We start from the raw sequence: 22906 nt of genomic DNA on the forward strand, positions 1-22906 counted from the left end.
AGCAGTATTTTTGTACCCCGCTTCTATATAACCATGCTTCTACACAACCGTAGTTCTGTATCATCGTGCTTATTTAGCATACGTATCGGGTATGTAGTTAATCTCCCTTTTTTAAAATACTCGTTAAATTTTACTGGCATTCAATGGCTCAAATTGTGTATCTCATAAATAGCCATTCGCGGGTCTTTCCTGCTGCCAATCTATTAAAGTGTAACGCACCTAAGCGCATAGCTAAAGCGTACAACATCATTTCATGAATCATCAATATGTCGATAACCTTTAATAATGAGACAATAACATCCTAATGTAGTCTAATACTTGCTGGCAGGTGGATACTCATGACAATCACGGCATTTTTTTGTTAGAATACCGCAGTATATTGAACCGTGTTCTACTGGCTCAGTACTCACTCACACATTATGAATTTTAATGCTAAGGGCAAGACGTATGATGAATATTTTGGTGATTGGCTCAGGTGGTCGCGAACATGCGCTAGCATGGCAGTGTGCAAAAGACGACAACGTACAAAACATCTATGTTGCGCCCGGTAATGCTGGCACTGCCCTTGAACCTAAATGCCAAAACGTCACGTTAGAGGATTCAGCCAATACTAACGAACACAGTGCAGTCATCGAATTTTGCCAAAATAATGCCATAGACATGGTTATTGTTGGTCCAGAAGCACCCTTGGTGACGGGTATTATCGATGCTTGCCGTGATGCTGGTATCAAAGCGTGGGGTCCAACCGCTTATTGTGCACAGCTAGAAGGCTCAAAAACCTTTGCGAAAGAATTTATGGAACAAAACAATATTCCTACGGCTGCTTATCAAGGATTCACAGACGCTGCTGCTGCTAAAGCTTATATTGATGAGCAAGGTGCACCGATTGTTATCAAAGCCGACGGTCTTGCTGCGGGTAAAGGCGTTATCGTTGCTGAAACCATCGAACAAGCACATGAAGCAATTGATGATATGCTTGCCGACAATAAATTTGGTGATGCAGGTAGCCGCGTGGTCGTTGAGCAGTTTTTGCAAGGTGAGGAAGCCAGCTTTATTTGTATGGTAGATGGTGAAAACATCTTACCAATGGCAACCAGTCAAGACCATAAGCGTGCTTTTGAAGGCGATACTGGGCCAAATACAGGCGGCATGGGTGCTTACTCTCCTGCGCCTGTCGTCACTCAAGACGTTCATAACAAGGTGATGACGCAAGTCATCCAACCTGTCGTTGAGGCGATGAAAGCCGCCGGTCATCCTTATACCGGATTTTTATATGCTGGGCTTATGATTGATGATGCAGGCGACCCATATGTGATTGAATTTAACTGCCGTTTTGGTGACCCAGAAACACAGCCTATTTTGATGCGTTTGCAATCATCGATGGTTGATTTGGTCGCACAAGGATTGGAAGGTAAATTACCGACTGAAGCCAAATGGGATGATCGCCCTGCTCTTGGTATTGTCGTTGCTTCAAAAGGCTATCCTGAAACTTCATCAAAAGGTGATGTAATTGCAGGCTTACCAGAGTTAGATGCAGACAATCAAAATGCGGTAAAAGTCTTCCACGCAGGTACTGCCTTTAGTCATGCTAAGTTGGACAATATCAATCCTGATGTAACAACTCACAGTAAAAAAGAAATTGTTACCGATGGTGGGCGCGTATTATGTGTGACTGCGCTAGCAGATACTATCTCAGGAGCGCAGCAAGCAGCATTGGCAGTCACTGCTGCCATTAGTTTTGATGGTGCACATTATCGCCGTGATATCGGACATCATGCGATTGCTCGCGAAAACCTTTAATACCGTTAAGCTGACGTAAAGGTTCTATCTTAGAAGTTCCGTTTTTTAAAAGTTCTGTTTTGAAACTTATATCGTTTTTGTCATAATCCGACCTAGTGTAATGCTAGGTCGGATTTTTTGACTGCGCATTTTTTATCATCTTATTTTAAAAAATTTATCTTTGACGGCTTAGTGTTAGAATAAAGATCATTATTGTGGTGCTTAATTTTTAGCGCTTTAATGCTTAGTAGTAGCTTTTTACTTAACAATTAATTAATAGGCGTACTTTTAATAAGCATATTTTAGCTTACAAAGTAACTGTTCATGCTAAGCTCAGGCATCTCAAACTACCTCCCGTTATGTGATACAATTTTGTACCAGTACGTCGCATCTCCTTGTATTGTCGGTTTTACGCCCGCAAATCAATAGCAACCGGATGAATGATTATATTTATGGCAAATGATACCTCTAGACCTTCTAATAACAAGCAATCTATCGATAACTTAAAAACCTCGGGTTTTGAGCGCCGGATGTCCATTGCGAAAACTTCCTTAAATATCGGTCGTCGTTGGGCAGGTAATAGTGTGTCTGGTATGTTCTTAAATAAAGAAGCGCGTACGGCACGTAACCAAATATTTATGGAAGAACAGGCACATTATCTGGCAGAAGAGCTGGGTAAATTAAAAGGGTCGGTGGTAAAAATTGGTCAAATGCTAGCGATTTATGGCGAGCATATATTACCGCCCGAAATCACGCGCGCTCTGCAAACACTTAATGATGATACTGCAACTTTAGCATGGCCAAAAATTGAACTGACATTACGGCAGTTACTGGGCGCTAAGTTAAATGAGCTTGAGGTTGATCCAGTTCCTATCGGCACCGCTTCCCTCGCCCAAGTACATCGAGCAACCGTATTGGCAACTGGCGAACAAGTAGTATTAAAAATTCAATATCCGGGTGTAGCGGATGCCATCAATTCTGACTTGGCTTTATTTAAACGTTTATTAAAGGTCAGTAATATCGTTCCGCAAACACGCGCACTCGATGCATGGTTTGAAGAGATACGTGACCTACTCCATCACGAAGTCGACTATGAAGCGGAAGCGGCGACTACAGAGCGTTTTTATGAGCGCTTATTTGACGACCCGCGTTATATCGTTCCCAAAATCAATCGTACTTACTCAACCAAACGCTTGTTATGCATGTCTTATGAGCCAGGTATTACCGTTGTCTCTGAAGCGCTGCAATTATTACCGCATGAGCGCCGCAGCGCCATTGGTCAGGCGGCTATCGAAATCATGATGCAAGAGATTTTTGTTTGGGGAGAGATGCAGACGGATCCAAATTTTGGTAATTACCTCGTTCGCGTCGCTCCTGATGAACATGAAATCGATAAACTGGTCTTGCTAGATTTTGGTGCCATTCGCCAGTTTGACAATACCTTATTGACGATTGCGCACGGGTTATTACGAGCGGGATATCGTCATGATCATCAGGCAATGGAACGAGCTATGACCGGTTATGATTTTTTCGATAGCATGAGCGATAAAGTACGCTCCGATATCGCTTCTTTGTTTTTATTGGCCACAGAACCTTTTAGTGACCCTACCTTAAATCCTGACATACCTGATAACTGTTTAGATGAACAGCAGCGTTACATTTGGGCCAACAGTAAATTACATACTCGCCTCTCGAACAATGCTTCGCAAGCGATGCAATCTTTTGAGTTTAACCTACCACCTAAAGAGTTTATGTTTATCAGCAGGAAGTTTATTGGTGCTTATACATTCTTGACAGTGTTAGATGCATATACTGACTCTAATAAATTGGTAAAACCTTTTCTATAATTCGTAAATATTGATATTTTTTGGACCGCTCTTTTGTAGCGGTCTTTTTTATTATTTACATTTTTTACTTAGGCTATTTTATATAAGTATATTAGAAATACATTCTGATTTTTTGAACTATTATTTTTGTTATTTTATTCGCTTAGGCTATTTACCCTGTGATTCAAGGTTTGCTTGCTATGTATCAAATCTGGTTTGATACCCTTCAGGCTTACGCATGTTTAGCTGCCAACATGTCTCACCACGCGCCAAGTATTTAACTTCAAAGTGTGTGCGTTGACTATCGCTTGCCACTTTATGGCGCGTGTTCGGTAAGCACCAAAGCTCATTGGCCTGCTGTTCTGCATTATCCATATAGGCTTCTATATTAGTCGCCAGTACCACTTCCCCACCTACCTGCAAACGAGAGAGTAAGAACTCAAAGAAAGGCATGTTCAACCATTGCTGATTAGGATTATGTTGCTCAGGATTGGGATATAATATAAAGATACGCTCGATACTGTTTGGCGCAATGGCATAAACAATCCATGCGATGGCATCCGCATGAATTGCGCTTAGATTGCTTGATTTTTGCTGTCCTGCCAATTTAGCAAAGGCCTCGAACTTATTGCGCGTGCGCTCGATGGCTATCAGGCGCTTATCAGGATTTTGTTGCGCAAAGCTAAGCGCATGTTTACCCTTCCCTGCCCCAATCTCTAACACTAAAGGCAGCTCAGCGTCGACCAATACCTGTGGCATGATAAAATCGCGTGGGGCTGAGAGTTTTTGTGGTTGAAAAGCACGCTGCTGCTGATGTGAAAGCTCAAGATAATGAGTCATCTACTATCCTTAAGGTATTTGTCATTTGTCATTATTCGACCACATGCTATTATATAGTCAATCCAGCACGATAGTAAGGCAACTACCTTGCTCATCGAACGACAATGGCGAATTGATCAGTGCAATTGACCATTAGTTTGTCGTTTTAATGCCATCGTGATTTTGAAACCTCTAAATAAATCAATCGTACCAATTTATCTGTTTAGAAAACACCCATTATTCATACTCGCTGTTGATTATAAGCGCTGTTTTGCATAACCGCATTTACTAATATGCCTCTAGGATATATCCACTTTTATTATGACTGAATCTACTTCTAGCACCAATTCCTTACCTAAAACCTATCCTTGTCCAGAGTGCGGGAATCAAACCGCCTGGCAAGACAATAAATATAAGCCGTTTTGTAGTCATCACTGCAAGCTTATCGACTTAGGCGCATGGGCAAACGAAGAATATACCTTACCTGCTGAATCGACGCCGTTTTCTGATGAGCTCTAACCAATCCCTTTAACCTTTCATTATCCCAAGGATGTTTTACATGTCTGCTACTTACCTGATGCCCACTTATAATCGTCAACCAATCAGCTTCACACGCGGTTCAGGCAGTTGGCTTTATACCAAAGATGACACGCCTTACTTAGATGCCTTGACGGGTATCGCAGTATGCGGCTTAGGGCACTGTCACCCAAAGGTTACGGAGGCTATTCAGCAGCAGGCAGCGACCTTGGTACATACCAGTAATTTATTTGGCATCGATTGGCAAGAGCGCGCTGGCGAAGCCTTATGTCATGCCGCGCAAATGGATAGCGTATTCTTTGCTAATAGTGGTGCTGAAGCCAATGAAGCGGCACTAAAATTGGCGCGACTGTATGCGTATCAGCAGGATTTTAAACGCCCAAAAGTTATCGTCATGGAACAATCATTTCATGGTCGTACCTTGCTCTCATTATCAGCAACCGCCAATCCTAAAGCGCGTGAAGGTTTTTATACTTTGGATGAAGACTTTATCCGTGTGCCCTTTGGTGATATTGCTGCCATTGAACAAGCAGCTCAAGACCATGATGATATCTGTGCGGTATTCGTAGAGCCTATCCAAGGTGAAGGTGGTCTTAATACCGCAGCCAATGGCTTTACGTACCTTGAACAGATACAAGCCGTATGTGATAGCCATAATTGGTTATTTATGTTGGATGAAGTGCAAACCGGTAACGGCCGTACGGGCAAGTACTTTGCGTATCAGAATAGCAATGCTCGCCCTGATGTCTTAACAACCGCTAAAGGCTTAGGTAATGGCTTTCCCGTAGGCGCTTGCATGGTACGTGGTCGCGCCAATGGCTTGTTCGGCGCTGGCAGTCATGGCTCAACCTATGGTGGCACGCCATTAGCCAGTCGCGTGGTACATAGCGTTTATGAAGTACTTGCCAATGGCGATATCATGGACAACGCCGTCACCGAAGGACGGTTCATCCGTGAGGGTGTGGTTGATGCACTTGGAAAATATGGCGTCAGCACTCGCGGCGCTGGAATGATGATTGGTATCGCGCTCCCGGAAGAGATGGATTGTAGCAAATTGGTTGACCGTGCCCGTGATGAGCAAAAATTAATTATCAACGTCACAGGCGGGCATGTAATTCGTCTATTGCCGCCGCTCAATATAACCCGTGATGAAAGCTCACAAGTGGTTGAGCGCTTGGTTAATTTATTAAAGCCTTCATTTTAAACGATTGATTTAATCAAATTTTAAAGCTAAAAAAGCCTATAGATAGCTTATCTATAGGCTTTTTGCTTTTTAACACTTTAAAATTACTGCCAAGCAAAGGTTGTTAAACGCTCGACTTAATTAGCATGGAAGTACTTTTTTAACACCTCTAAGCAGCGGGTGATTTTTGCAGGTTGCTGATCACGGTTTAAGGTGACGGCATATAACACAAAGCTTGGCAGCTGATAGCCCGTTAACACTTCGACCAAATTACCACTTTCAAGCTCTTTTTTGACGTCCATTTCCATGATACGAATCAAGCCATGACCTTCTTTTGCTAAAGTCATTGCCATAAAGACGTTATTAGTATGGATACGTGAGTTCATTTTAATACGTGTTTTCTTGCCCGTTTCAGTCTGGGTAAGCTCTACATGACTCGCATCTTTCATAATATCGATACAAATCAGCTGATGGTCTGCCAAATCTTTTGGTGTTTCGATCTTTTTATGCTGACGTAAATACTGCGGTGAGGCGACCAACAGTTGACGCACATCAGATAACGGATGATTGCTCAAGGTTGAGTCATTGATATTGGGGCTCATACGTACCGCAATATCGATACGCTCATCAATCATGTCAATATAATGATTGTCGGCAAAATACGTAATGCTAAGGTCATCATGCGCCGACATCCAAGTAGATAGAGCGGGCAAAATATGATGGACGCCAAGCTCAGGTGTCGTTGCAATACGCAAGCTACCGGCCAGCTCATCACGTAATTGATTGACTTTAATACGCCCTTGTTCAGCGGCGCTAACCACGTCTTTCGCTGCTTCATAAAAGCTTGCACCCGCTTCTGTTAAGCTTAGCTTACGAGTTGAGCGATGCAATAGCACTACGCCCAGCTCATTCTCTAAAGAGCGGATTTGCTGGCTGACCGCACTGGTTGTGATACCCAGTTCGCGAGCTGAACCACTAAAAGAGCCGTGTCCGACCACACTGGCAAACACAGCCATACCACGTAAATTATCTAACATATTCCCACCTAAGCTGCTTTTTAGTTTTTAATATAACTTAACCATTATAGCGGATTATCATAAATCTTACAGTTTTTTAATATAACTCTGATGGTCAACTAAAAAATCTTCTCCATCGATAAAACCAAAAATATCAAGGCGATAAAGTTATTCCACCTTGATATCTTGGTAAATATAATAAGCTTATTAATAGTTTAGTTATTAAAAAATGCCAAACATAAAATTGCCGATTGTTTAATATAACTGAACCTTACCCATTTTCCCTTCGCCGCGTTCCGTCAAATATTGCATCACAGGTGTATTGAGCAATTTAGACTCCGCAACTGTACGGGCTTCTATAAGGCGTTTTTGTTGGCGGCGCTCAGGGGTCTTATCATCGGACTGCATGACACTGCCATCTATCTGCAAGCTGATGTCCGCTTGCATAAACTGTTCTTGCAATTTTGCCGCGAGTTGTTGAAAGGTGGCTTGCAAATGCTTGCTGTCCACTGCCGTGACAAAGACGGCTTTATCATTACAGTGACCGGTCATCATCCCTTGACGCGCCAACGCCAATTCATCTGAAGCCAAACTACCAGATTCGCGAGCACATTGCAGCCAATAGTCCCATTTTTCTGGTGTCCATTCGCCCGTCAACTCTTGCGGGGCGCAACGTAACAGGGTACGCGGGTCATCAAGCTGGGATAATAATTGAGAATCATTTGCGCTAGGCTCAACAACAGGCTCAACAACAGGCTCAACAACAGGCTCAACAACAGGCTCAACAACAGGCTCAACAACAGGCTCAGAGTTAACGTTGCCGTCTAACAAACCTAATCTTTCATCATTGCCGTAACTATTATATTGTTCAAATTCAGCATCATCGTAGTTTGTGTTGTATGACTCAATCTCATTTTGATTTGAGCTGTCATAATCAGCAATATAGTCTTGTAGCGGCTGTATTGATTCCGCTGCTGGTTCTAACTGTGTTTCTGGCTGCGATTCTGATATCGCTTCCACTACTGCTGAGGTTGGCACTGATAAAGAGGCCGATACTGAATGCGCATTAGTATTTAAAAGCGCATTGGTATTTGATACCTCAACGGTATTTGTATTTATTGATGCTGCATCTAATACAGGATCAGACGATATAGCAGTATCAGGTACGTTCTTTAAAATCTCATCGACGGGTAATGGACGAAAAGCTAGAAGACGTAAAATACACATCTCAAGCGCTTGCATTGGAGTACTAGCAAGCTTGACGCCTTCACGCGCTTGTACCACGATTTCGTAATACAGCTGTAAGACATCAGGGCTCATATGCTGGGCGAGCTGATTAATCTGCTGCGCTTGTGCTTCGTTTACGTTAAGGGCAACCTCAGGTAGCAGTTGCGTCAATGCCAATTGATGTAGCAGCTCAGCCAAACCATCGAACATGCTGGTCGCATCGACCATTTGCGCACGCATCTGCTCAATATGAGCAGCGACGGCAGATTTATCATGATTATAAATATCTGTGATTAAACGCACCAGATCAGCGGCATCAATCAAGCCAAGCATGGCATTAACTGTCGCATCATCGAGCGCACCTTGCCCAAAAGCAATCGCTTGATCGGTCAATGACAACGCATCACGAACCGAACCTTTGGCGGCACTGGCCAATTGCCAAAGCGCAGGCTGCGTATAACCTACCTGCTCTTTGGTTAAAATATTGGCTAGGTGTTCACTGAGCAAGCTTTGCGATAAAGGACGCAGCACAAACTGCAAACAGCGCGAGATAATCGTGATCGGCAGTTTTTGCGGATCGGTGGTGGCCAACAGGAACTTTACATGCTCAGGAGGCTCTTCCAAAGTCTTAAGCAGTGCATTAAAACTGTGCGTCGACAGCATATGCACTTCATCAATCAAGTATACCTTGTAGCGACCTTGGCTTGGCGCATAAGGGACGTTATCAAGTAGCTCGCGCGTGTCTTCAACTTTGGTACGAGAGGCAGCATCAATCTCAATCAGATCAATAAAACGCCCTTGATCAATCGCCACGCAGTTATCACAGACGCCACATGGGGTGCTGGTAATACCGGTATCGCAGTTTAGGCATTTAGATAAAATACGCGCAATGGTGGTCTTACCAACACCGCGCGTACCGGTAAATAGATAAGCATGATGCAGACGATTATAATCAATCGCATTAATCAGTGCTTGTGAGACGTGTGACTGCCCAATCAACTCATGAAAGTTTTTTGGGCGATATTTGCGCGCTAAAACTTGATATTGCTGCGTCATAATGAATGCCAATGTGAGTAGTAATATAAATAAAGCATCAAATCAGCGATTTACCTTAAAACCAGATATCGAAGCCAATTATTCAAACCAAATAGCAAAGCTAAATATTAAAGCTAAACATCAAAACCAAGTATTGAAACTAATTTCTAGAATAACTTATGATTGAGCTCGTAACTCAGCCAACTGTTGGTACAAACGCTGGGTATTTGCATCGATAAGTGAGCCGTGCTGATGAAATGCGTCAAGATGAACTTCGGTATTCACGCTATCTTCACAAGGTCTGACGTCGACACCAATTAAAAACAGATCTTGCATAACAGGCTGCTGCATTTGGGCATTGAGCTCGAATAATAAATCTTGATGACCCGTACGCACCTTGTCGGCACTTAACGAGCTGTTGTCATCTTGCGCATAAAACACCAGCAGATAATGACGCCCAAAGACATTATAAGAATGCTCATGGCGCACGTAGCCCGTCCACCGAGAATCTTGGTCAATGCTTCTGTGAGCCAATATTTTTTCTACCAAACAAGCATAGGTGTACATGGACTCGTCGACCAAAATATCAACTTGCTCTTTTGGCAGTGGCGTACCCGCGTCATAATACTCTCTGACTAAGCTATTAAAAAGTAGATACCACATGCGTGTATTCTTTTGAATCTCTGCCATCAATGCTTTAGCAAATTCCGCCTGCTCAGGCTCTGCTGCTTTTAGTAATCGCGGTTCAATCTGCGCTATCAAGTTATGGCTGACCAGTTGTTTTTGAACTTCAATCGCTCTTTGATGAAAATCTGGCGACTGTAAAAACTGTGCAAGCAAGGTTGATTCGTCTTGAAACGCTTCAAACCCAGCAAGCTTACGGCGATGGAAATCTAAAAATGCCGTCAAATCACTGGGCGTTACCAACTGCTTGAGTATCTCAGTGAAGTTCTGATAGCTAAAGACTTGCAGCACACTTTCTTCATCGTCCAAATCTAGCACACAATCTTCTGCAAAAAACTGACTACCATATTCATAGCCAACCGCATAAGAGGCGGCTTCTATGGGCTTGCTCTGATGGTTATTACGATAACTATTCTGATAGCTATTTTGATAACCCTTCTGAGCGCTGTTCTTTTCAGCAATCTCTTGATGCTGAACCGACAACGAGGTCAAGCCAATAAAATAAACCGCCTTGTCTGCTGTTGTGTCAGATGCCGATTCATTTTTAGATTTGTTTTTATAAGCAAGCGCCTGATCATTCTTAAGATACAACTGAGCATGCTGCTTAATCAGCTGGTTGACAACTTCTTTTCTCCACGTACGAACTTGAGTACTATCGATATCCTGCCTATCAGCCTGTATCGTTACATCGTTGACGATAAGGTAAACCATGGCATTGGAAAACTCAAAAACAAAATCATAACCCTGAAGATACTCAGGGTCAGTAATTTTGTCTGCGGTTAAGTCGTACAAAGATAAGAAATTCTGCTGAATCATCTGCTGCCAAATCGACGCTGGTACTTGCTGAGTGTCCATAATGTCCCTATACATAAGGTCTCATAAAGAACTTGAGACTATTCCGTTAAAAGTAGAAAACCCTTCTTATATTCAGTTTAGTCTCAGCGTGTATTTATGGCAAGTAAAGCAGTCTAGCTTTCATGCTTACGGCGCATATGCGGGAATAAAATCACATCGCGAATACTGGCTGAGTCCGTAAATAGCATCACCAAGCGATCAATACCGATACCCTCGCCTGCTGTTGGCGGTAAGCCATAAGACAGTGCTTCAATATACTCTTCATCAAAATGCATGGCTTCATCATCTCCGGCATCTTTTTCAGCGACTTGACCAAGGAAACGCTCAGCTTGATCGGCAGGATCATTAAGCTCGCTAAAGCCATTGGCCAGTTCACGACCACCGATAAATAGCTCAAAGCGATCAGTAATCTCAGGATTGTCATCGTTACGGCGCGCCAGCGGTGAGGTTTCAGCAGGGTATTCGGTGATAAAAGTTGGCTGACGTAGCTGATGCTCAGCGGTTTCTTCAAAGATAATCGTCTGCAATTTACCAACACCAAAGACATCTTTCACTTGTTGTCTAAGAGTGGTTGAAGCGTATTCTGCAAGATAATCACGGTCATTGATACGTGCCATATCAAAGTTTTCTGCATATTGAGCAATCGCATCAGGCATAGACAAACGTATAAATGGCGCTTTTAGGCTAATGGCTTCGCCCTGATAAGTAAGCTCAGTCGTACCCAAGATATCCATCGCCAGCTCATTGAACAAGCGCTCGGTCAAATCCATCAAGTCATGATAATCTGCATACGCCTGATAAAACTCAATCATGGTAAATTCAGGATTATGACGAGTTGATACGCCTTCATTACGGAAGCTACGGTTAATCTCAAATACCTTTTCAAAACCACCAACCACTAAGCGTTTTAGATAAAGCTCAGGAGCGATACGCAGATATAACGGCATATCCAATGCATTATGATGGGTCACAAACGGACGCGCAACCGCACCACCTGGGATAGGATGCATCATCGGCGTTTCAACTTCCATAAAACGCTCATTTAACATAAATTTGCGAATACCGCTGATAACTTGGCTGCGCATCACAAAAGTATCGCGAGTGGTCTCATTGGTCATCAAATCAAGATGGCGGTTGCGGTAGCGTGCTTCGACATCAGCTAAGCCATGAAACTTATTTGGCATCGGACGTAGTGCTTTCGTCAATAGAGTAAATTCTTTAATATGGACATATAGGTCGCCTTTTCCAGAACGACCGATATAACCTGATACGCCAACGATATCGCCCAAATCTAATGACTTGATATCGGCTAATGTCTCTTCATCTAGCTCTTTGCGTGCGACGTATAATTGGATGCGACCTGTCATATCTTGGATAACAATAAACGCCCCACGGTTTAGCATGACGCGACCGGCGACATTAACCTGTGTTTTTTCGCCTTTAGCGTCATTATCCGCAATTTCTTGTTTTGAGATACCATCAAAAGCCGTTTGCAAGTCTTGAGCATAATCCGTGCGCTTAAAGGTATTCGGATAAGGTTGTTTACCCGATGCGACGATATCATCCAACTTAGCTTGCAATTGAGCAATCAGCTCGTTAGCATCTTCTGGAACTTGCTCTTGGTTATTTTGCTGATTTTGATTATTAGGCTTTGACATAACACTCTCAAAATTATTAGATAATTAAAGGAATAAACGAAAACTATAAATTTAGAATACAGAATTAAAAATTTCAAATAAGACAGTTGAATAATGATGATGCGTTTTTAAAATTAAAAAAAGTACCGAATCAATCGACACAGATGGCGGGCTGTGTCACGCCCTCTTCAATCGCTTGATAACAGCCAAACGGGCTACTATCACTGGCGCACTGTCCTGACTGAGTTTTGGCGTTGGCATCTAGAAACTCACCTGTGTTTTTACATTTACCTTGGCAGTCGCTACTGTCTTGACAAGCTTTGCCCGCATCTGTATAAGAAACCACACATTGATAGCAACCAAGCATTCCTTGCTGTGAAAACGCGCCTCCCTTTGCCGTACAAGCTTGTACCATCTCGTTAGGCGGATAAACACAGGCTTGATAAGCAAACGGATCATTTTTATCGTTTGTTGCAGTATCATTTTCTGCACTACTATCGCTCTGCTCTGGCTGTAAGACTGGCGTTGATGGAGGCGTAACGCTACAAGCAGATAACCAAAACGCCATTAACATCGCAATGATGGTCATCGCGAATTTGTCGAATGGTAATAGTATCGCTGAGCTGGTTATCATATGCATGACGCACGCCTCTCATGGACTTATCAATTTTTTATTAAGCACCACCAATACTCGCCATCAAGTCTGCTTGGTGTTCACGCAGCAGCGCATCTAGTAACTCATCCATATCACCTTCCATAATGGCATCAAGCTTATACAACGTCAGGTTGATACGGTGGTCGGTCATACGCCCTTGCGGGAAATTATAGGTACGAATACGCTCTGAGCGATCGCCGCTACCAACCAAGTCGCGACGTATCGAGTCCGCCACATCAACCTGTGCTTGTACTTTTGCTTGTTGGATTTTGGACACCAGCATTTTCATCGCATGTGCACGGTTTTTATGCTGACTGCGTTCTTGTTGACACTCTACCACGGTACCAGTCGGAATGTGCGTCAAACGTACCGCAGAGTCTGTGGTGTTAACGTGCTGACCACCGGCGCCGCTTGAGCGGAAGGTATCCATTTTAATGTCGGCAGGATTGATATCGACGGTATCATCAATCTCAACCTCTGGCATGACCGCAACCGTACAAGCCGAGGTATGGACGCGACCTTGGCTTTCGGTCTCAGGCACACGCTGTACGCGGTGAGCGCCCGACTCAAACTTTAAACGACCATAAACGCTATTGCCCGACACGCGGGTGATAATCTCTTTATAGCCGCCGTGTTCGCCCTCATTAGCCGACAGAATATCTACCGTCCAGCCTTGAGTTTGAGCATACTTTTGATACATACGGAACAAATCACCAGAGAAAATCGCTGCCTCATCACCGCCCGTTCCTGCCCGAATCTCCAAGAAAGCAGGTACTTTATCATTAGGGTCTTTTGGCAACATCATGACGTTAAGCGCTTCTTCCATCTCTACGATGGTGTCACGCGCACTGTCAATCTCGTCCTGCATCATCTCTTTCATTTCAGGGTCTGAAGCTTCCGCTAGCATCACCTCTGCATCCGCTTGATCCGTTTCTGCACGCACATAGTTCTGCCATAATGTCGTGATATCCATCAAGTCGCTGTGTTCGACGGACAATTCACGGAATGTATTATTATCGCTGATGACACTAGGATCTGATAATAAGGCGGTGACCTCTTCATAACGGTCTACCATCTGGTCTAAACGCAGGCGTAAGGATTCTTTCATAAAAGGACTTTTTTAAAATGAGTAAAATAAGAGAGTGATTATAGCAAATTTTTGCGCTTAATTTAAAACCTCTAAGCAATCTTGCCATTATATTCGCAAACTACTTAATTTATACTCAATTACGCCTACATACCAACCTCTAGTTCTACTTGCTATAGGCATAAAAATGCATAAAGAAGCAAAAAATCTAAACAATAAGCATAAAAAAATAGCCAAGAATTCTCTTAGCTATTTTTATGGTTATAACAGAGCTTTGACTAACTATTAAACTTTACGAACCAGTACCGAACCAATTGAGTAACCTGCACCAAAAGAGCAAATAACGCCCAAATCACCAGATTTTAGCGCATCTTTATAGCGATGGAAGACAATCATTGGACTGGCGGAGCTGGTGTTGGCAAATTCGGCGATAACACTTGGCACAATCGCCTTATCAGCATCACGTCCAACGACTGTACGCAAGATTAAATCAAGCATATTGGCATTGGCTTGGTGTAACCACATCATTTTTACGTCAGACGTTGCGATGTCGTTTTCTTGCAGATGCTCAGTGATAATCTCTGAGACTTTTGGACAAACTTCACGGAATACTTTACGACCATTTTGCAAAAACAGTTTGTCGGTGACTGGTTCTTTGATATCCGGATACATCTCAGTCTGCGCCGCTAAGAACTCAGAGCGGTCCATAAAGCCGTATTCGTTTTTGATATTGGTTGAAAACTGGGTGAACAACTTGGTGCTTAAAATCTCATAACCTTTTGGCGTATCAAGCTCTTCAACGATAGAGGCGGTTGCGACATCACCAAAGATAAAGTGGCTGTCACGGTTGCGCCAGTTTAGATGCGCTGAGGTAATCTCGACGTTGACTACGGCAACGCGTTTGGCAAGACCCGAGACGATTGAACCATGTGCTTGCGATAGACCAAAAGTCGCCGCGCTACAAGCCACGTTCATATCATAAGCAAAACCGCCAATCATACCGATTGCATCCTGAATCTCGATAGAAACCGCAGGATAAGTACGCTGAAAATTTGAGCATGCAAGAATAATACCGTCTAAATCATTGGCCTCTAGACCCGCATCTGCTAGCGCATCTTTTAGCGCTGCCGTGCCCATTTCTGCCATGATTGATAGCTCTTCACCCAAATTGCGGTAAGGAATCACAGGCGCCATAATTTCGGGATCTAAGATACCGTCTTTGTCCATCACATAACGTGATTTGATACCAGATACTTTTTCGATAAAGGCCGCTGATGAATGCTCTAGCGCCGTAACCGTTCCTGCTTCAATCGCGTCAGCATGTTTGGCGTTATAATTATCAACATACTGGTTAAATGAATCTACTAGCTCTTCATTACTAATACTATAAGGGGGAATATACAGGCCGGTGCCCGTGATACAAGTCGTCATGATGCGCATCCTTGTCTACTACGATGGTGCTTGAAATAAGCATAAAAGTGGAGAAAAACAACAGTCGTCTAATTTTCGGTGAATAACTGTAAACTTAAAATAAGTGCCTTTATTATGCCTGAATAATATAATTTTTCTAATACTTTGTTACAAATAATCAGCTTCTTAATGAGAATAAGTAAATATCGGCTTCATTTCTCGACAGCTGCGCTATAATCAGCGTTGATTATCAAGGCTTGGTTGCGTTATTTTATCCAATATAGATATTTTTGGTTGCAACTATTTTGCTTGCGACTGACTCCCACTAATTGACATTAATTGCCACTGACTCGTTAAAATTTTATAAACTCGACCGATATTATCTACCTCTTCTTTTTACTTTTTGACTTTGGAACAGTAATGGCAGAACTCCTAAACTGGTTATTCGGGCAATATGCCGACTACCCGACCCTATTTATCGCTTTAGAATTAATCGCGGTTCTATTTGGGGTCAGCAGCGTTTTACTTGCCAGCAAAACCAATATTTTAGTTTTTCCTATTGGGCTAGTTAGCACCGCCATTTTTGTTTATCTGCTTTGGAAGTGGCAATTATTCGGCGATATGTTTATCAACGCCTATTACAGTATCATGAGTATTTATGGTTGGATAAATTGGACGCAGAATAAGCACAATACAGCAATCAAAAAGCATCAAAATCATATAAACCCAACCAGCCAGCAGCAAGAGGAGCGCGTGCAAAATACGGACGCCCAATATGCCATTGACGTTGAGCATATAAACAAAAAAGATGTGCCTATACTGACAGCATTAGCAGCGGCGACCACTGCTTTTGTCGCCTTGGTCTATTACTTCAGACCCGTTATCAATAATAACTTTAGCTTTGATGGCGCTGAGCTTGGTGTGCATTTATTTACATGGGTTGACTATACTGATATGTTGACTACGGCACTGTTTTTAATGGCAATGTGGCTGATGGCTCGGCGCAAAATTGAGCATTGGCTACTGTGGATTATTGCTGATACTATTTCCGTACCGCTATACTTTTATAAAGGTCTTACTTTTACGGCGCTACAATATGTAGTCTTCACTCTCATCGCAATCTGGGCATATTATGAATGGCAAAGACGCTATCGCGTTCAATCTCACGCAGCATACGCCTAAAACCGTTATTAATGTCGCGATACTGGGGGCAGAAAGCACCGGCAAGACTACTTTATGCCGCGATTTGGCTGTGCATTTTGGCTGCCCATGGGTGCCAGAATATATGCGCACTTATCTGCAAGCAAAATGGGATAATGAGCAGTTGACCTGTACGTGGGATGATTTATTGCCTATCGCGCAAGGTCAGATTGAATTAGAAAACGAACTTGCCAAACAAGCTGCGCAAACGTCTGATAGTGGCTATTTATTCTGTGATACAAGTCTATTTGAGCTGATGGTGTATGCCAAATGGTATTATGGCGATTGCCCTAAAGCGCTTAGCCAAGCGGCATTGGCACATCATTACGATACGATTCTATTGACCGACGTTGATATCCCATGGGTCGCCGATGATTTACGTGATAGCCCACATCAACGTGAAGACATTAGTGCTTATTTTGCCAGCCAATTAACCTTGCATAATAAGACTTTTCAACGTATCGGCGGTGATAGAGAGGAAAGAGTTCAGCAAGTCGTAAAATTATTAGCGTAATTTCATTAAATAAGAAGGCTAGGCTATTTAACACAGTTTAACGTCGTTAGATTGTTTAAACAAAGATGGTAAAATCCTGTGTCATTCATTAACTATCTAACAATTTTGCTATTTAAGGCTTTAGCCCAGTTCTTACAGTCACTCTCACAGCGTTGGCATACTTGATTAGGATTTAAGATAAAATCCACGTAGCCACAATACATACAAGCATAATACACCTCTGGCTCTATCTGCTTGACGGGCTGATACTGCTTAGGGAACAGTGGCAAGCCATAACAGGTGTCTTCAGGCGTACATAACAAGATACTAAATTCCCCATCTGTCTCAAGCAAACCGGTGCGCACCTGTCCCAAATGCTCAACCCCTTGTTGACGCATTTCGGAAAAAAACTCATCGTGCGACATTTCGCCCTTTTTTATCTTATCGAGGACCAACATGCTGTCCTCGACAATATAAAGCGCTTTGCCTTCTAATAGATACTCAAAAGATTCAAACTTCATCATCGCCCATGTACATAGACGATAAAGAATAATAACGGTACTCATGATGAGCACCGCTTGGATAATGGGCAAGTCTTCGGTAAACATCGGGTCACCAGCAATAGAGCCAAGTGATAAGATAATCGTCAGCTCAAAGATGGACAACTGCCGTATGCCGCGCTTACCGGTAAAGCGTAAAAACAAAATAATCAGCGTAAACATTACCGTGACGCGTATGAGTATTTCAGCGGCAAATGCCCATGTGGTGTCATAAACAAAGATACTTGCCCAATCCATGTGTTTTTCCTTATCGTTATTTTTATGCTGGCATCAAAGCTTTGCTGTTTAGAAGTGCTTTATTTTATGCAAAAACTTTGTTAATGATTGTAGGAATTATTTTTGAAAGCCGCCTTATATACGATTATCGCTTTAATAGCCTTTGCCGCCAATTCGTTACTTTGCAGAATGGCACTGGCAGACGGTGCGATTGATGCCTGGAATTTTACCGCTATCCGCTTGCTCAGCGGCGCTGCATGCCTTGGTCTTATCATGCTGCTGCAGGCGCATTTTTTAAAACAAAACGCTCTAAAAAGAAAGGCGCTAAAACGAACCCGTTTAAAACAAAGCAGCCTAAAACAGACGGCTTTACAACAGACTGGCAGTAAAGAAAAAGGTGATTGGTTGAGTGCTATCAGCTTGGTCATTTATGCCATTTGTTTTTCGGTGGCTTACCAAGCACTTGATACCGGTACGGGTGCGCTTATTTTGTTTTCCGCGGTGCAGCTTACGATGATTGGTTGGGGAATTTATAATAAAGAGCGATTGAATGGCGTGCAGTGGACAGCGCTTTTGATAGCGTTGATAGGCTTTATATATTTAATGCTGCCATCTGCGGCCATGCCATCCCTATCTGGGGCGCTTATAATGGCAATAAGCGGTATCGCATGGGGTATCTATAGCATACGGGGCAAAACCTGCGTATCGCCTCTCAGAACGACTGGCTTTAACTTTTTAAGAAGCCTAGTTGCTGTGCCGATATTGGCACTGATCGGTATGAGCTACCTCTCAACCATAAGTATGACGGGTGTCATACTGGCAACAGTATCAGGTGCTATAGCCTCTGGCATCGGCTACAGTATTTGGTATGTGGCTATGCCGCTATTAAAAACGACCCAGTCTGCGGTGGTACAGCTTTGCGTACCAGTGCTCGCTGCACTCATGGGCGTGGTATTTTTATCGGAGCAGCTCACGTTAGAGTTTATTATCGTAAGCTCGGTTATCTTAGGCGCGGTGTTGATATTTATCTTAAATAAAAATCGACCAAAAAAAATGGTTTGATAGCAGATATCTAATAAGCCTCTAGCGCTTAAAGCTTGACTAGCCATACTACTCAGTCATAAATCCGCTAGCCGATGTTACTTTCCTAAACTCGAACCACAACACGAAATTACATTTTTTGTTGTATTATACCGCTCAGCGTAACAAATAAAATTCACACTAAAACTTGAGGGATATTATGAAAAAATTATTAGCCGTAGCACCTTTTGCCGTATTACTGGCTGCTTGTGCAACCAATGCACCAACCACTACTACGCCAACGACCAACACTCAACAAGTAGTTCAGTCATTCACTTGTGAAGACAATGGTCAAATCACTGCTGCCTATACTGCAAACGGCCAAGCTGCCAACCTAAGTGTCACATTGCCTAAAGTTGGCTTAAACAACGCTAAAGTTAGCATGAAGCAAGCGGTATCAGGTTCTGGCGCTCGTTATGTCAACGACGTGAACCCTAAAACTACTTACGATTGGCACACCAAAGCAGATTATGGCATCATGACTATCAAATCAGATAACGGTCAAGAATACCAAGTTAACTGCCAACTATAATAACCATAAATAATAACTGGTAGTTACTTAAGCAAAATCTGTATTTTTACTAAAATCTATTTAAAAAAAGAGCCAGTAATCAAACTACTGGCTCTTTTTTGTGTTTTATTTTATAAAAATATATCAATAGATAGTTTTTAATAAGTGCCTATTAAAACCAATCCAAGTATTTAGACATAGTTAAAAGAATGACTTATCAAAGGTTTCTTTTAAGCTTTTAGGCTCGCGGCGTTTAACGTCATTCAGTTTATGACGAGTCTGCGACGCTATTTGATATGCTTTTAGACGCGACTGTTGCAAATTACCAATCGGACGGTTTTCCTCTAAGCAGCGAAATGGCGTAAAAGACAGGTTTTCCATAATGTCAAAATGACCGTCATCAGGCACATCTTGGCAAGGAATCGTCAACGTTGCTACCGTCACAAATGGCGCATTAGACTCTTTCCATTCGGTGGTTATCTCTTCAATCGGCTGCTTTTTTAGATGACGACAAAGCTGAATTTGGACATCAAACTGATAATCATGCTCGCGTATCTCATCGATAATCAGCAGGCGAATCGCTTCCTCGCGTGCATTCACATCAAGCTCACGACGGGTAATTTTCTTAGCCGCTGCTTTGGTTGGCGTGACTCTTATCTTCGCCATATAGTCGCCATGACGCACCACGCCTTGTGAATGAAAATCATAAAGTAAGGTGTTTTTTGGCTCAATCGTTGTAAATCCACCCACTGCTTTAAAGGTTTTAAAAGACTCTCTAGTCGGTAACCTTGAGCCATAGTTGGTTAACCAATTAAAAGCCAATTGCGCTTTACCTCTTGCACCTTTTTCAGCGTATTTTGGCAACTCTAAAAACAGCTTAGAGATATAAGCATAATCTTCGATTCGATTACAGAAAAAGACCGGATGATTAATCAAATTAAAATCAAAGTTAGTACTATCTTCTTCCTCTGGCGCTAATTTTTCACCTGCTACATCAAAGACCTTAATCGCTAAACCTTGCGCTAAGCCAAGCTTACGATCAGGCGATACACGTGAGGCACCATTAGAAAAACGGATAACGGCATCATGAATGCCTGATTTGGCATAAAAACCTTGCGCGTATTCAGCAGGCAGATTGTCTAATATCTCAAACTTGGCTTTAAGGGCGCAGTAGCCTTTGGCATGGGCATCGCGCGTGTGATAATCAATGTCACTGGCCTTATCACTTCGAGAGATATAGCTTTTAATATCGTCGGTAATGGTGCGGATATTACGTTCGTCTTCTGCGCTCAGTTGAATATATTTTGCATCATAAGGCACATATTTAGGTTTAAATAATCTTTTTAACATTTTTTTCAATCCTTTTTTATAAGTAGCTGTTCTTGTAAAGAAAACGTAATTTTTAAACTTCTAAGACAATTCACTAATCCATTCTAATGCCGATAAGCTTGGGATAAATAAATACTCACCGCCGTACAAGGTATTGAAGGTTTCGATACCGTGATAGCGCTGACGAATAGGGTCAGCAGGTACGGTAAAGGTATCGGCAGCTGCGTCTTTATCGCCATGATGGACACCAAGCATCGGATCTTTTTCTTCTCCTAAGCTCATAAAATTACCATCATTGATCCACTGAGATTGTAAAAACTCAACGGTCTCCATAGCATGGGCGTTGATACCAATAAAGAATAACCCGCGCTCTTTGCCATCATCCTCAGTTACATCGGGCGACAATGCCTCACCAAAACCAACGCTGCGTCTAACAATACGATGCAAACGCACATCAGATAAAATAAAGTCTTTGCTGTCTCTTGGATTCATACGCCTAGCATGCGCACCAAATGGACATTTTTTACCATAAGGGTCATCTTTATAACCGAAATCATTATTACGGCTTGGATCATCACCAAGCGTTTGGTCATCATGCTCAGGAGACAAGACTAAAGGCGCACCTGAACGCCAACGTCCCCACATTTTTGCGCCCAGTAACTCCGCTTCTTCGTCACTCTGCGTATTTTCTTTTAGAAATTTATTAAAGGCGGCCACATGACTGTTATAAGCCCTCAGTACCATAAACGAGCCGTTTTTGCCCAAGATTTCTGGCTGCGGCATTGGTGCTATCGTGCCCGCCTCTCCTTCATAACCTAATACAAACTCCCCTGCTGCAACGGCATCATCAGTATTACTGGACGGTGTCTGAATACCGCTGCCTTTAATCTCTGGGTTGCTGATGCCATCACGATAACCGAAGACGTTTTTAACGTTATTGTCTGAACCGAAAGCATGCTCCATGAGAATTTCAATATCGCCTTTTGCTGGATTATTCTCATCGATATATGACTTGATATTGTCTTGCAGCTCCTTCAGCTTTATTTGCCACTTTTCTTTGCTATCAGCAATAATCGCCGCGCAAACATGGATATCGCCCTGTTCACCAAAAGGAGCAACCCAATTTCCTGGTGCATTGACGCCAGCATCACGTAATTTATCAGCGCGTCCTGCCATACCTGCTTTAAAGGATTCTGGAAAACTATCTAATGACGACTGTGGCACGCCTAGCGCCTCCAAGCCCTGGTAAGTCATGACAATAGATAGCGTCGCCTGCATGTCTTTATGCCACGCCTTACTGCAAGTCACGTCTGGCAAAACGGTTTTGAGTAGTTGCCGCCCGACTTGCGCATTGTTAATCTTTAGGGCGACGACCGTGCCGAAATAAGGCGTCGGTCGATCGCGTAAAATAATAGATTGAATATCCTCTAATTGCATAGTGACTTTGTTTGGATTAAAGACGCCGCGTGCTTTATGGGCTAGTGTCTCGATACCATCGCCGACTTCTTTTTTAATATCTGCTAACCAAGATTCAAAATTGCTGTCTTCGATACGATTGCCGAACTCGTCTTTCAATTCGTGTAATTTGGTGGTTAAAGGATGATTGTCTTTTGAGGTACTATCATTTTTATTATGATTTCCAGTATTTTTACTCATTATTAAACCTATTTTTATCATTGTATGAGTTTACTTTGCCATTCTTTTATATCGTCCAGCCCATTTAAAAATGGTGATATAAAAGAATGGCATAAATTAGTAATATCTTAC

General features: G+C 42.7%; 19 protein-coding genes. 8 read left to right on the top strand and 11 right to left on the bottom strand.

The features are described 5' to 3' along the window. Nucleotides 1–450 precede the first annotated feature (450 nt). Both purD and JMX13_RS09020 read left to right on the top strand, forming a co-directional pair. A complete protein-coding gene (gene purD, locus JMX13_RS09015; RefSeq protein ID WP_201612207.1) occupies nt 451–1800 on the top strand; it encodes a phosphoribosylamine--glycine ligase in 1350 nt (449 codons plus the stop codon). Between the two features lie 431 nt (nt 1801–2231). Beyond that, nucleotides 2232–3626 carry an ABC1 kinase family protein gene (locus JMX13_RS09020; RefSeq protein WP_201612186.1) on the top strand — a complete coding sequence of 465 codons (1395 nt, stop codon included), beginning with the start codon at nt 2232–2234 and terminating at the stop codon, nt 3624–3626. 177 nt (nt 3627–3803) lie between these two features. Here the strand turns inward: JMX13_RS09020 and trmB are convergent, their stop codons facing one another. Next, nucleotides 3804–4445 (bottom strand): tRNA (guanine(46)-N(7))-methyltransferase TrmB, encoded by a 642-nt coding sequence (gene trmB / locus JMX13_RS09025; RefSeq protein ID WP_201612187.1) that lies wholly within the window; start codon nt 4443–4445, stop codon nt 3804–3806. A gap of 300 nt (nt 4446–4745) precedes the next feature. On the opposite strand from trmB, the gene JMX13_RS09030 reads away from it, so the two are divergent. Beyond that, nucleotides 4746–4943 carry a DNA gyrase inhibitor YacG gene (locus JMX13_RS09030; RefSeq protein WP_149489466.1) on the top strand — a complete coding sequence of 66 codons (198 nt, stop codon included), beginning with the start codon at nt 4746–4748 and terminating at the stop codon, nt 4941–4943. 40 nt (nt 4944–4983) lie between these two features. Continuing rightward, nucleotides 4984–6165, top strand: a complete 1182-nt coding sequence (locus JMX13_RS09035; protein WP_201612188.1) for an aspartate aminotransferase family protein — start codon at nt 4984–4986, stop codon at nt 6163–6165. A gap of 116 nt (nt 6166–6281) precedes the next feature. Here JMX13_RS09035 and JMX13_RS09040 read toward each other — a convergent pair whose 3' ends face one another. The 7 genes from JMX13_RS09040 to JMX13_RS09070 all read right to left on the bottom strand — a co-directional run bounded on the left by JMX13_RS09040 (nt 6282) and on the right by JMX13_RS09070 (nt 15771). Then, nucleotides 6282–7181 carry a LysR family transcriptional regulator gene (locus JMX13_RS09040; protein WP_183618283.1) on the bottom strand — a complete coding sequence of 300 codons (900 nt, stop codon included), beginning with the start codon at nt 7179–7181 and terminating at the stop codon, nt 6282–6284. Between the two features lie 234 nt (nt 7182–7415). Continuing rightward, a complete protein-coding gene (gene dnaX / locus JMX13_RS09045) occupies nt 7416–9443 on the bottom strand; it encodes a DNA polymerase III subunit gamma/tau (RefSeq protein ID WP_201612189.1) in 2028 nt (675 codons plus the stop codon). Nucleotides 9444–9599: 156 nt separating this feature from the next. Beyond that, complete coding sequence (locus JMX13_RS09050) at nt 9600–10976, bottom strand: hypothetical protein (RefSeq protein WP_227686272.1); 1377 nt, start codon at nt 10974–10976, stop codon at nt 9600–9602. A gap of 98 nt (nt 10977–11074) precedes the next feature. After that, entirely contained in the window at nt 11075–12619 is a 1545-nt protein-coding gene (gene lysS / locus JMX13_RS09055; protein ID WP_201612190.1) for a lysine--tRNA ligase, read from the bottom strand. A 130-nt stretch (nt 12620–12749) separates the two neighbouring features. Next, nucleotides 12750–13238, bottom strand: coding sequence for a hypothetical protein (locus JMX13_RS09060; RefSeq protein WP_201612191.1), 489 nt, complete (start codon nt 13236–13238; stop codon nt 12750–12752). Nucleotides 13239–13272: 34 nt separating this feature from the next. Beyond that, nucleotides 13273–14361, bottom strand: a complete 1089-nt coding sequence (gene prfA / locus JMX13_RS09065) for a peptide chain release factor 1 (RefSeq protein ID WP_201612192.1) — start codon at nt 14359–14361, stop codon at nt 13273–13275. A gap of 264 nt (nt 14362–14625) precedes the next feature. Then, nucleotides 14626–15771: a beta-ketoacyl-ACP synthase III gene (locus JMX13_RS09070; RefSeq protein WP_201612193.1), complete on the bottom strand. Its 1146-nt coding sequence runs from the start codon at nt 15769–15771 to the stop codon at nt 14626–14628. Nucleotides 15772–16170: 399 nt separating this feature from the next. Here JMX13_RS09070 and pnuC point away from each other — a divergent pair, with 399 nt between their 5' ends. Further along, a complete protein-coding gene (gene pnuC, locus JMX13_RS09075; protein ID WP_201612194.1) occupies nt 16171–16932 on the top strand; it encodes a nicotinamide riboside transporter PnuC in 762 nt (253 codons plus the stop codon). Next, the gene (locus JMX13_RS09080; RefSeq protein ID WP_201612195.1) at nt 16883–17464 is read left to right on the top strand and encodes an AAA family ATPase; all 582 of its coding nucleotides are present in this window, start codon (nt 16883–16885) and stop codon (nt 17462–17464) included. Before pnuC ends, JMX13_RS09080 begins: the two co-directional genes overlap by 50 nt. 92 nt (nt 17465–17556) lie before the next feature. Here JMX13_RS09080 and JMX13_RS09085 read toward each other — a convergent pair whose 3' ends face one another. Further along, the gene (locus tag JMX13_RS09085; protein WP_201612196.1) at nt 17557–18240 is read right to left on the bottom strand and encodes a DUF421 domain-containing protein; all 684 of its coding nucleotides are present in this window, start codon (nt 18238–18240) and stop codon (nt 17557–17559) included. Between the two features lie 102 nt (nt 18241–18342). Between JMX13_RS09085 and JMX13_RS09090 the strand changes: the two genes are divergently transcribed. Further along, a complete protein-coding gene (locus JMX13_RS09090) occupies nt 18343–19281 on the top strand; it encodes a DMT family transporter (protein ID WP_201612197.1) in 939 nt (312 codons plus the stop codon). A 178-nt stretch (nt 19282–19459) separates the two neighbouring features. Further along, nucleotides 19460–19831: an MliC family protein gene (locus tag JMX13_RS09095; RefSeq protein WP_201612198.1), complete on the top strand. Its 372-nt coding sequence runs from the start codon at nt 19460–19462 to the stop codon at nt 19829–19831. Nucleotides 19832–20011: 180 nt separating this feature from the next. Here the strand turns inward: JMX13_RS09095 and JMX13_RS09100 are convergent, their stop codons facing one another. Both JMX13_RS09100 and JMX13_RS09105 read right to left on the bottom strand, forming a co-directional pair. Continuing rightward, entirely contained in the window at nt 20012–21160 is a 1149-nt protein-coding gene (locus JMX13_RS09100; protein WP_201612199.1) for a catalase family protein, read from the bottom strand. 60 nt (nt 21161–21220) lie between these two features. After that, entirely contained in the window at nt 21221–22795 is a 1575-nt protein-coding gene (locus tag JMX13_RS09105; protein WP_201612200.1) for a Dyp-type peroxidase, read from the bottom strand. Nucleotides 22796–22906 lie beyond the last annotated feature (111 nt).

Source organism: Psychrobacter immobilis (assembly GCF_904846285.1).
Classification (GTDB): Bacteria; Pseudomonadota; Gammaproteobacteria; order Pseudomonadales; family Moraxellaceae; genus Psychrobacter; species Psychrobacter immobilis_D.

Bases quoted from the DNA above. Each gene is read 5' to 3' on its own strand.
- pnuC (WP_201612194.1), top strand. From the start codon at position 16,171: ATGGCAGAACTCCTAAACTGGTTATTCGGGCAATATGCCGACTACCCG.
- JMX13_RS09070 (WP_201612193.1), bottom strand. From the start codon at position 15,771: ATGACGACTTGTATCACGGGCACCGGCCTGTATATTCCCCCTTATAGT.
- JMX13_RS09105 (WP_201612200.1), bottom strand. From the start codon at position 22,795: ATGAGTAAAAATACTGGAAATCATAATAAAAATGATAGTACCTCAAAA.
- JMX13_RS09040 (WP_183618283.1), bottom strand. From the start codon at position 7,181: ATGTTAGATAATTTACGTGGTATGGCTGTGTTTGCCAGTGTGGTCGGA.
- JMX13_RS09100 (WP_201612199.1), bottom strand. From the start codon at position 21,160: ATGTTAAAAAGATTATTTAAACCTAAATATGTGCCTTATGATGCAAAA.
- JMX13_RS09085 (WP_201612196.1), bottom strand. From the start codon at position 18,240: ATGGATTGGGCAAGTATCTTTGTTTATGACACCACATGGGCATTTGCC.
- JMX13_RS09050 (WP_227686272.1), bottom strand. From the start codon at position 10,976: ATGTATAGGGACATTATGGACACTCAGCAAGTACCAGCGTCGATTTGG.
- JMX13_RS09095 (WP_201612198.1), top strand. From the start codon at position 19,460: ATGAAAAAATTATTAGCCGTAGCACCTTTTGCCGTATTACTGGCTGCT.
- prfA (WP_201612192.1), bottom strand. From the start codon at position 14,361: ATGAAAGAATCCTTACGCCTGCGTTTAGACCAGATGGTAGACCGTTAT.
- lysS (WP_201612190.1), bottom strand. From the start codon at position 12,619: ATGTCAAAGCCTAATAATCAAAATCAGCAAAATAACCAAGAGCAAGTT.
- JMX13_RS09020 (WP_201612186.1), top strand. From the start codon at position 2,232: ATGGCAAATGATACCTCTAGACCTTCTAATAACAAGCAATCTATCGAT.
- dnaX (WP_201612189.1), bottom strand. From the start codon at position 9,443: ATGACGCAGCAATATCAAGTTTTAGCGCGCAAATATCGCCCAAAAAAC.
- trmB (WP_201612187.1), bottom strand. From the start codon at position 4,445: ATGACTCATTATCTTGAGCTTTCACATCAGCAGCAGCGTGCTTTTCAA.
- JMX13_RS09030 (WP_149489466.1), top strand. From the start codon at position 4,746: ATGACTGAATCTACTTCTAGCACCAATTCCTTACCTAAAACCTATCCT.
- JMX13_RS09080 (WP_201612195.1), top strand. From the start codon at position 16,883: ATGAATGGCAAAGACGCTATCGCGTTCAATCTCACGCAGCATACGCCT.
- JMX13_RS09035 (WP_201612188.1), top strand. From the start codon at position 4,984: ATGTCTGCTACTTACCTGATGCCCACTTATAATCGTCAACCAATCAGC.
- JMX13_RS09060 (WP_201612191.1), bottom strand. From the start codon at position 13,238: ATGCATATGATAACCAGCTCAGCGATACTATTACCATTCGACAAATTC.
- purD (WP_201612207.1), top strand. From the start codon at position 451: ATGAATATTTTGGTGATTGGCTCAGGTGGTCGCGAACATGCGCTAGCA.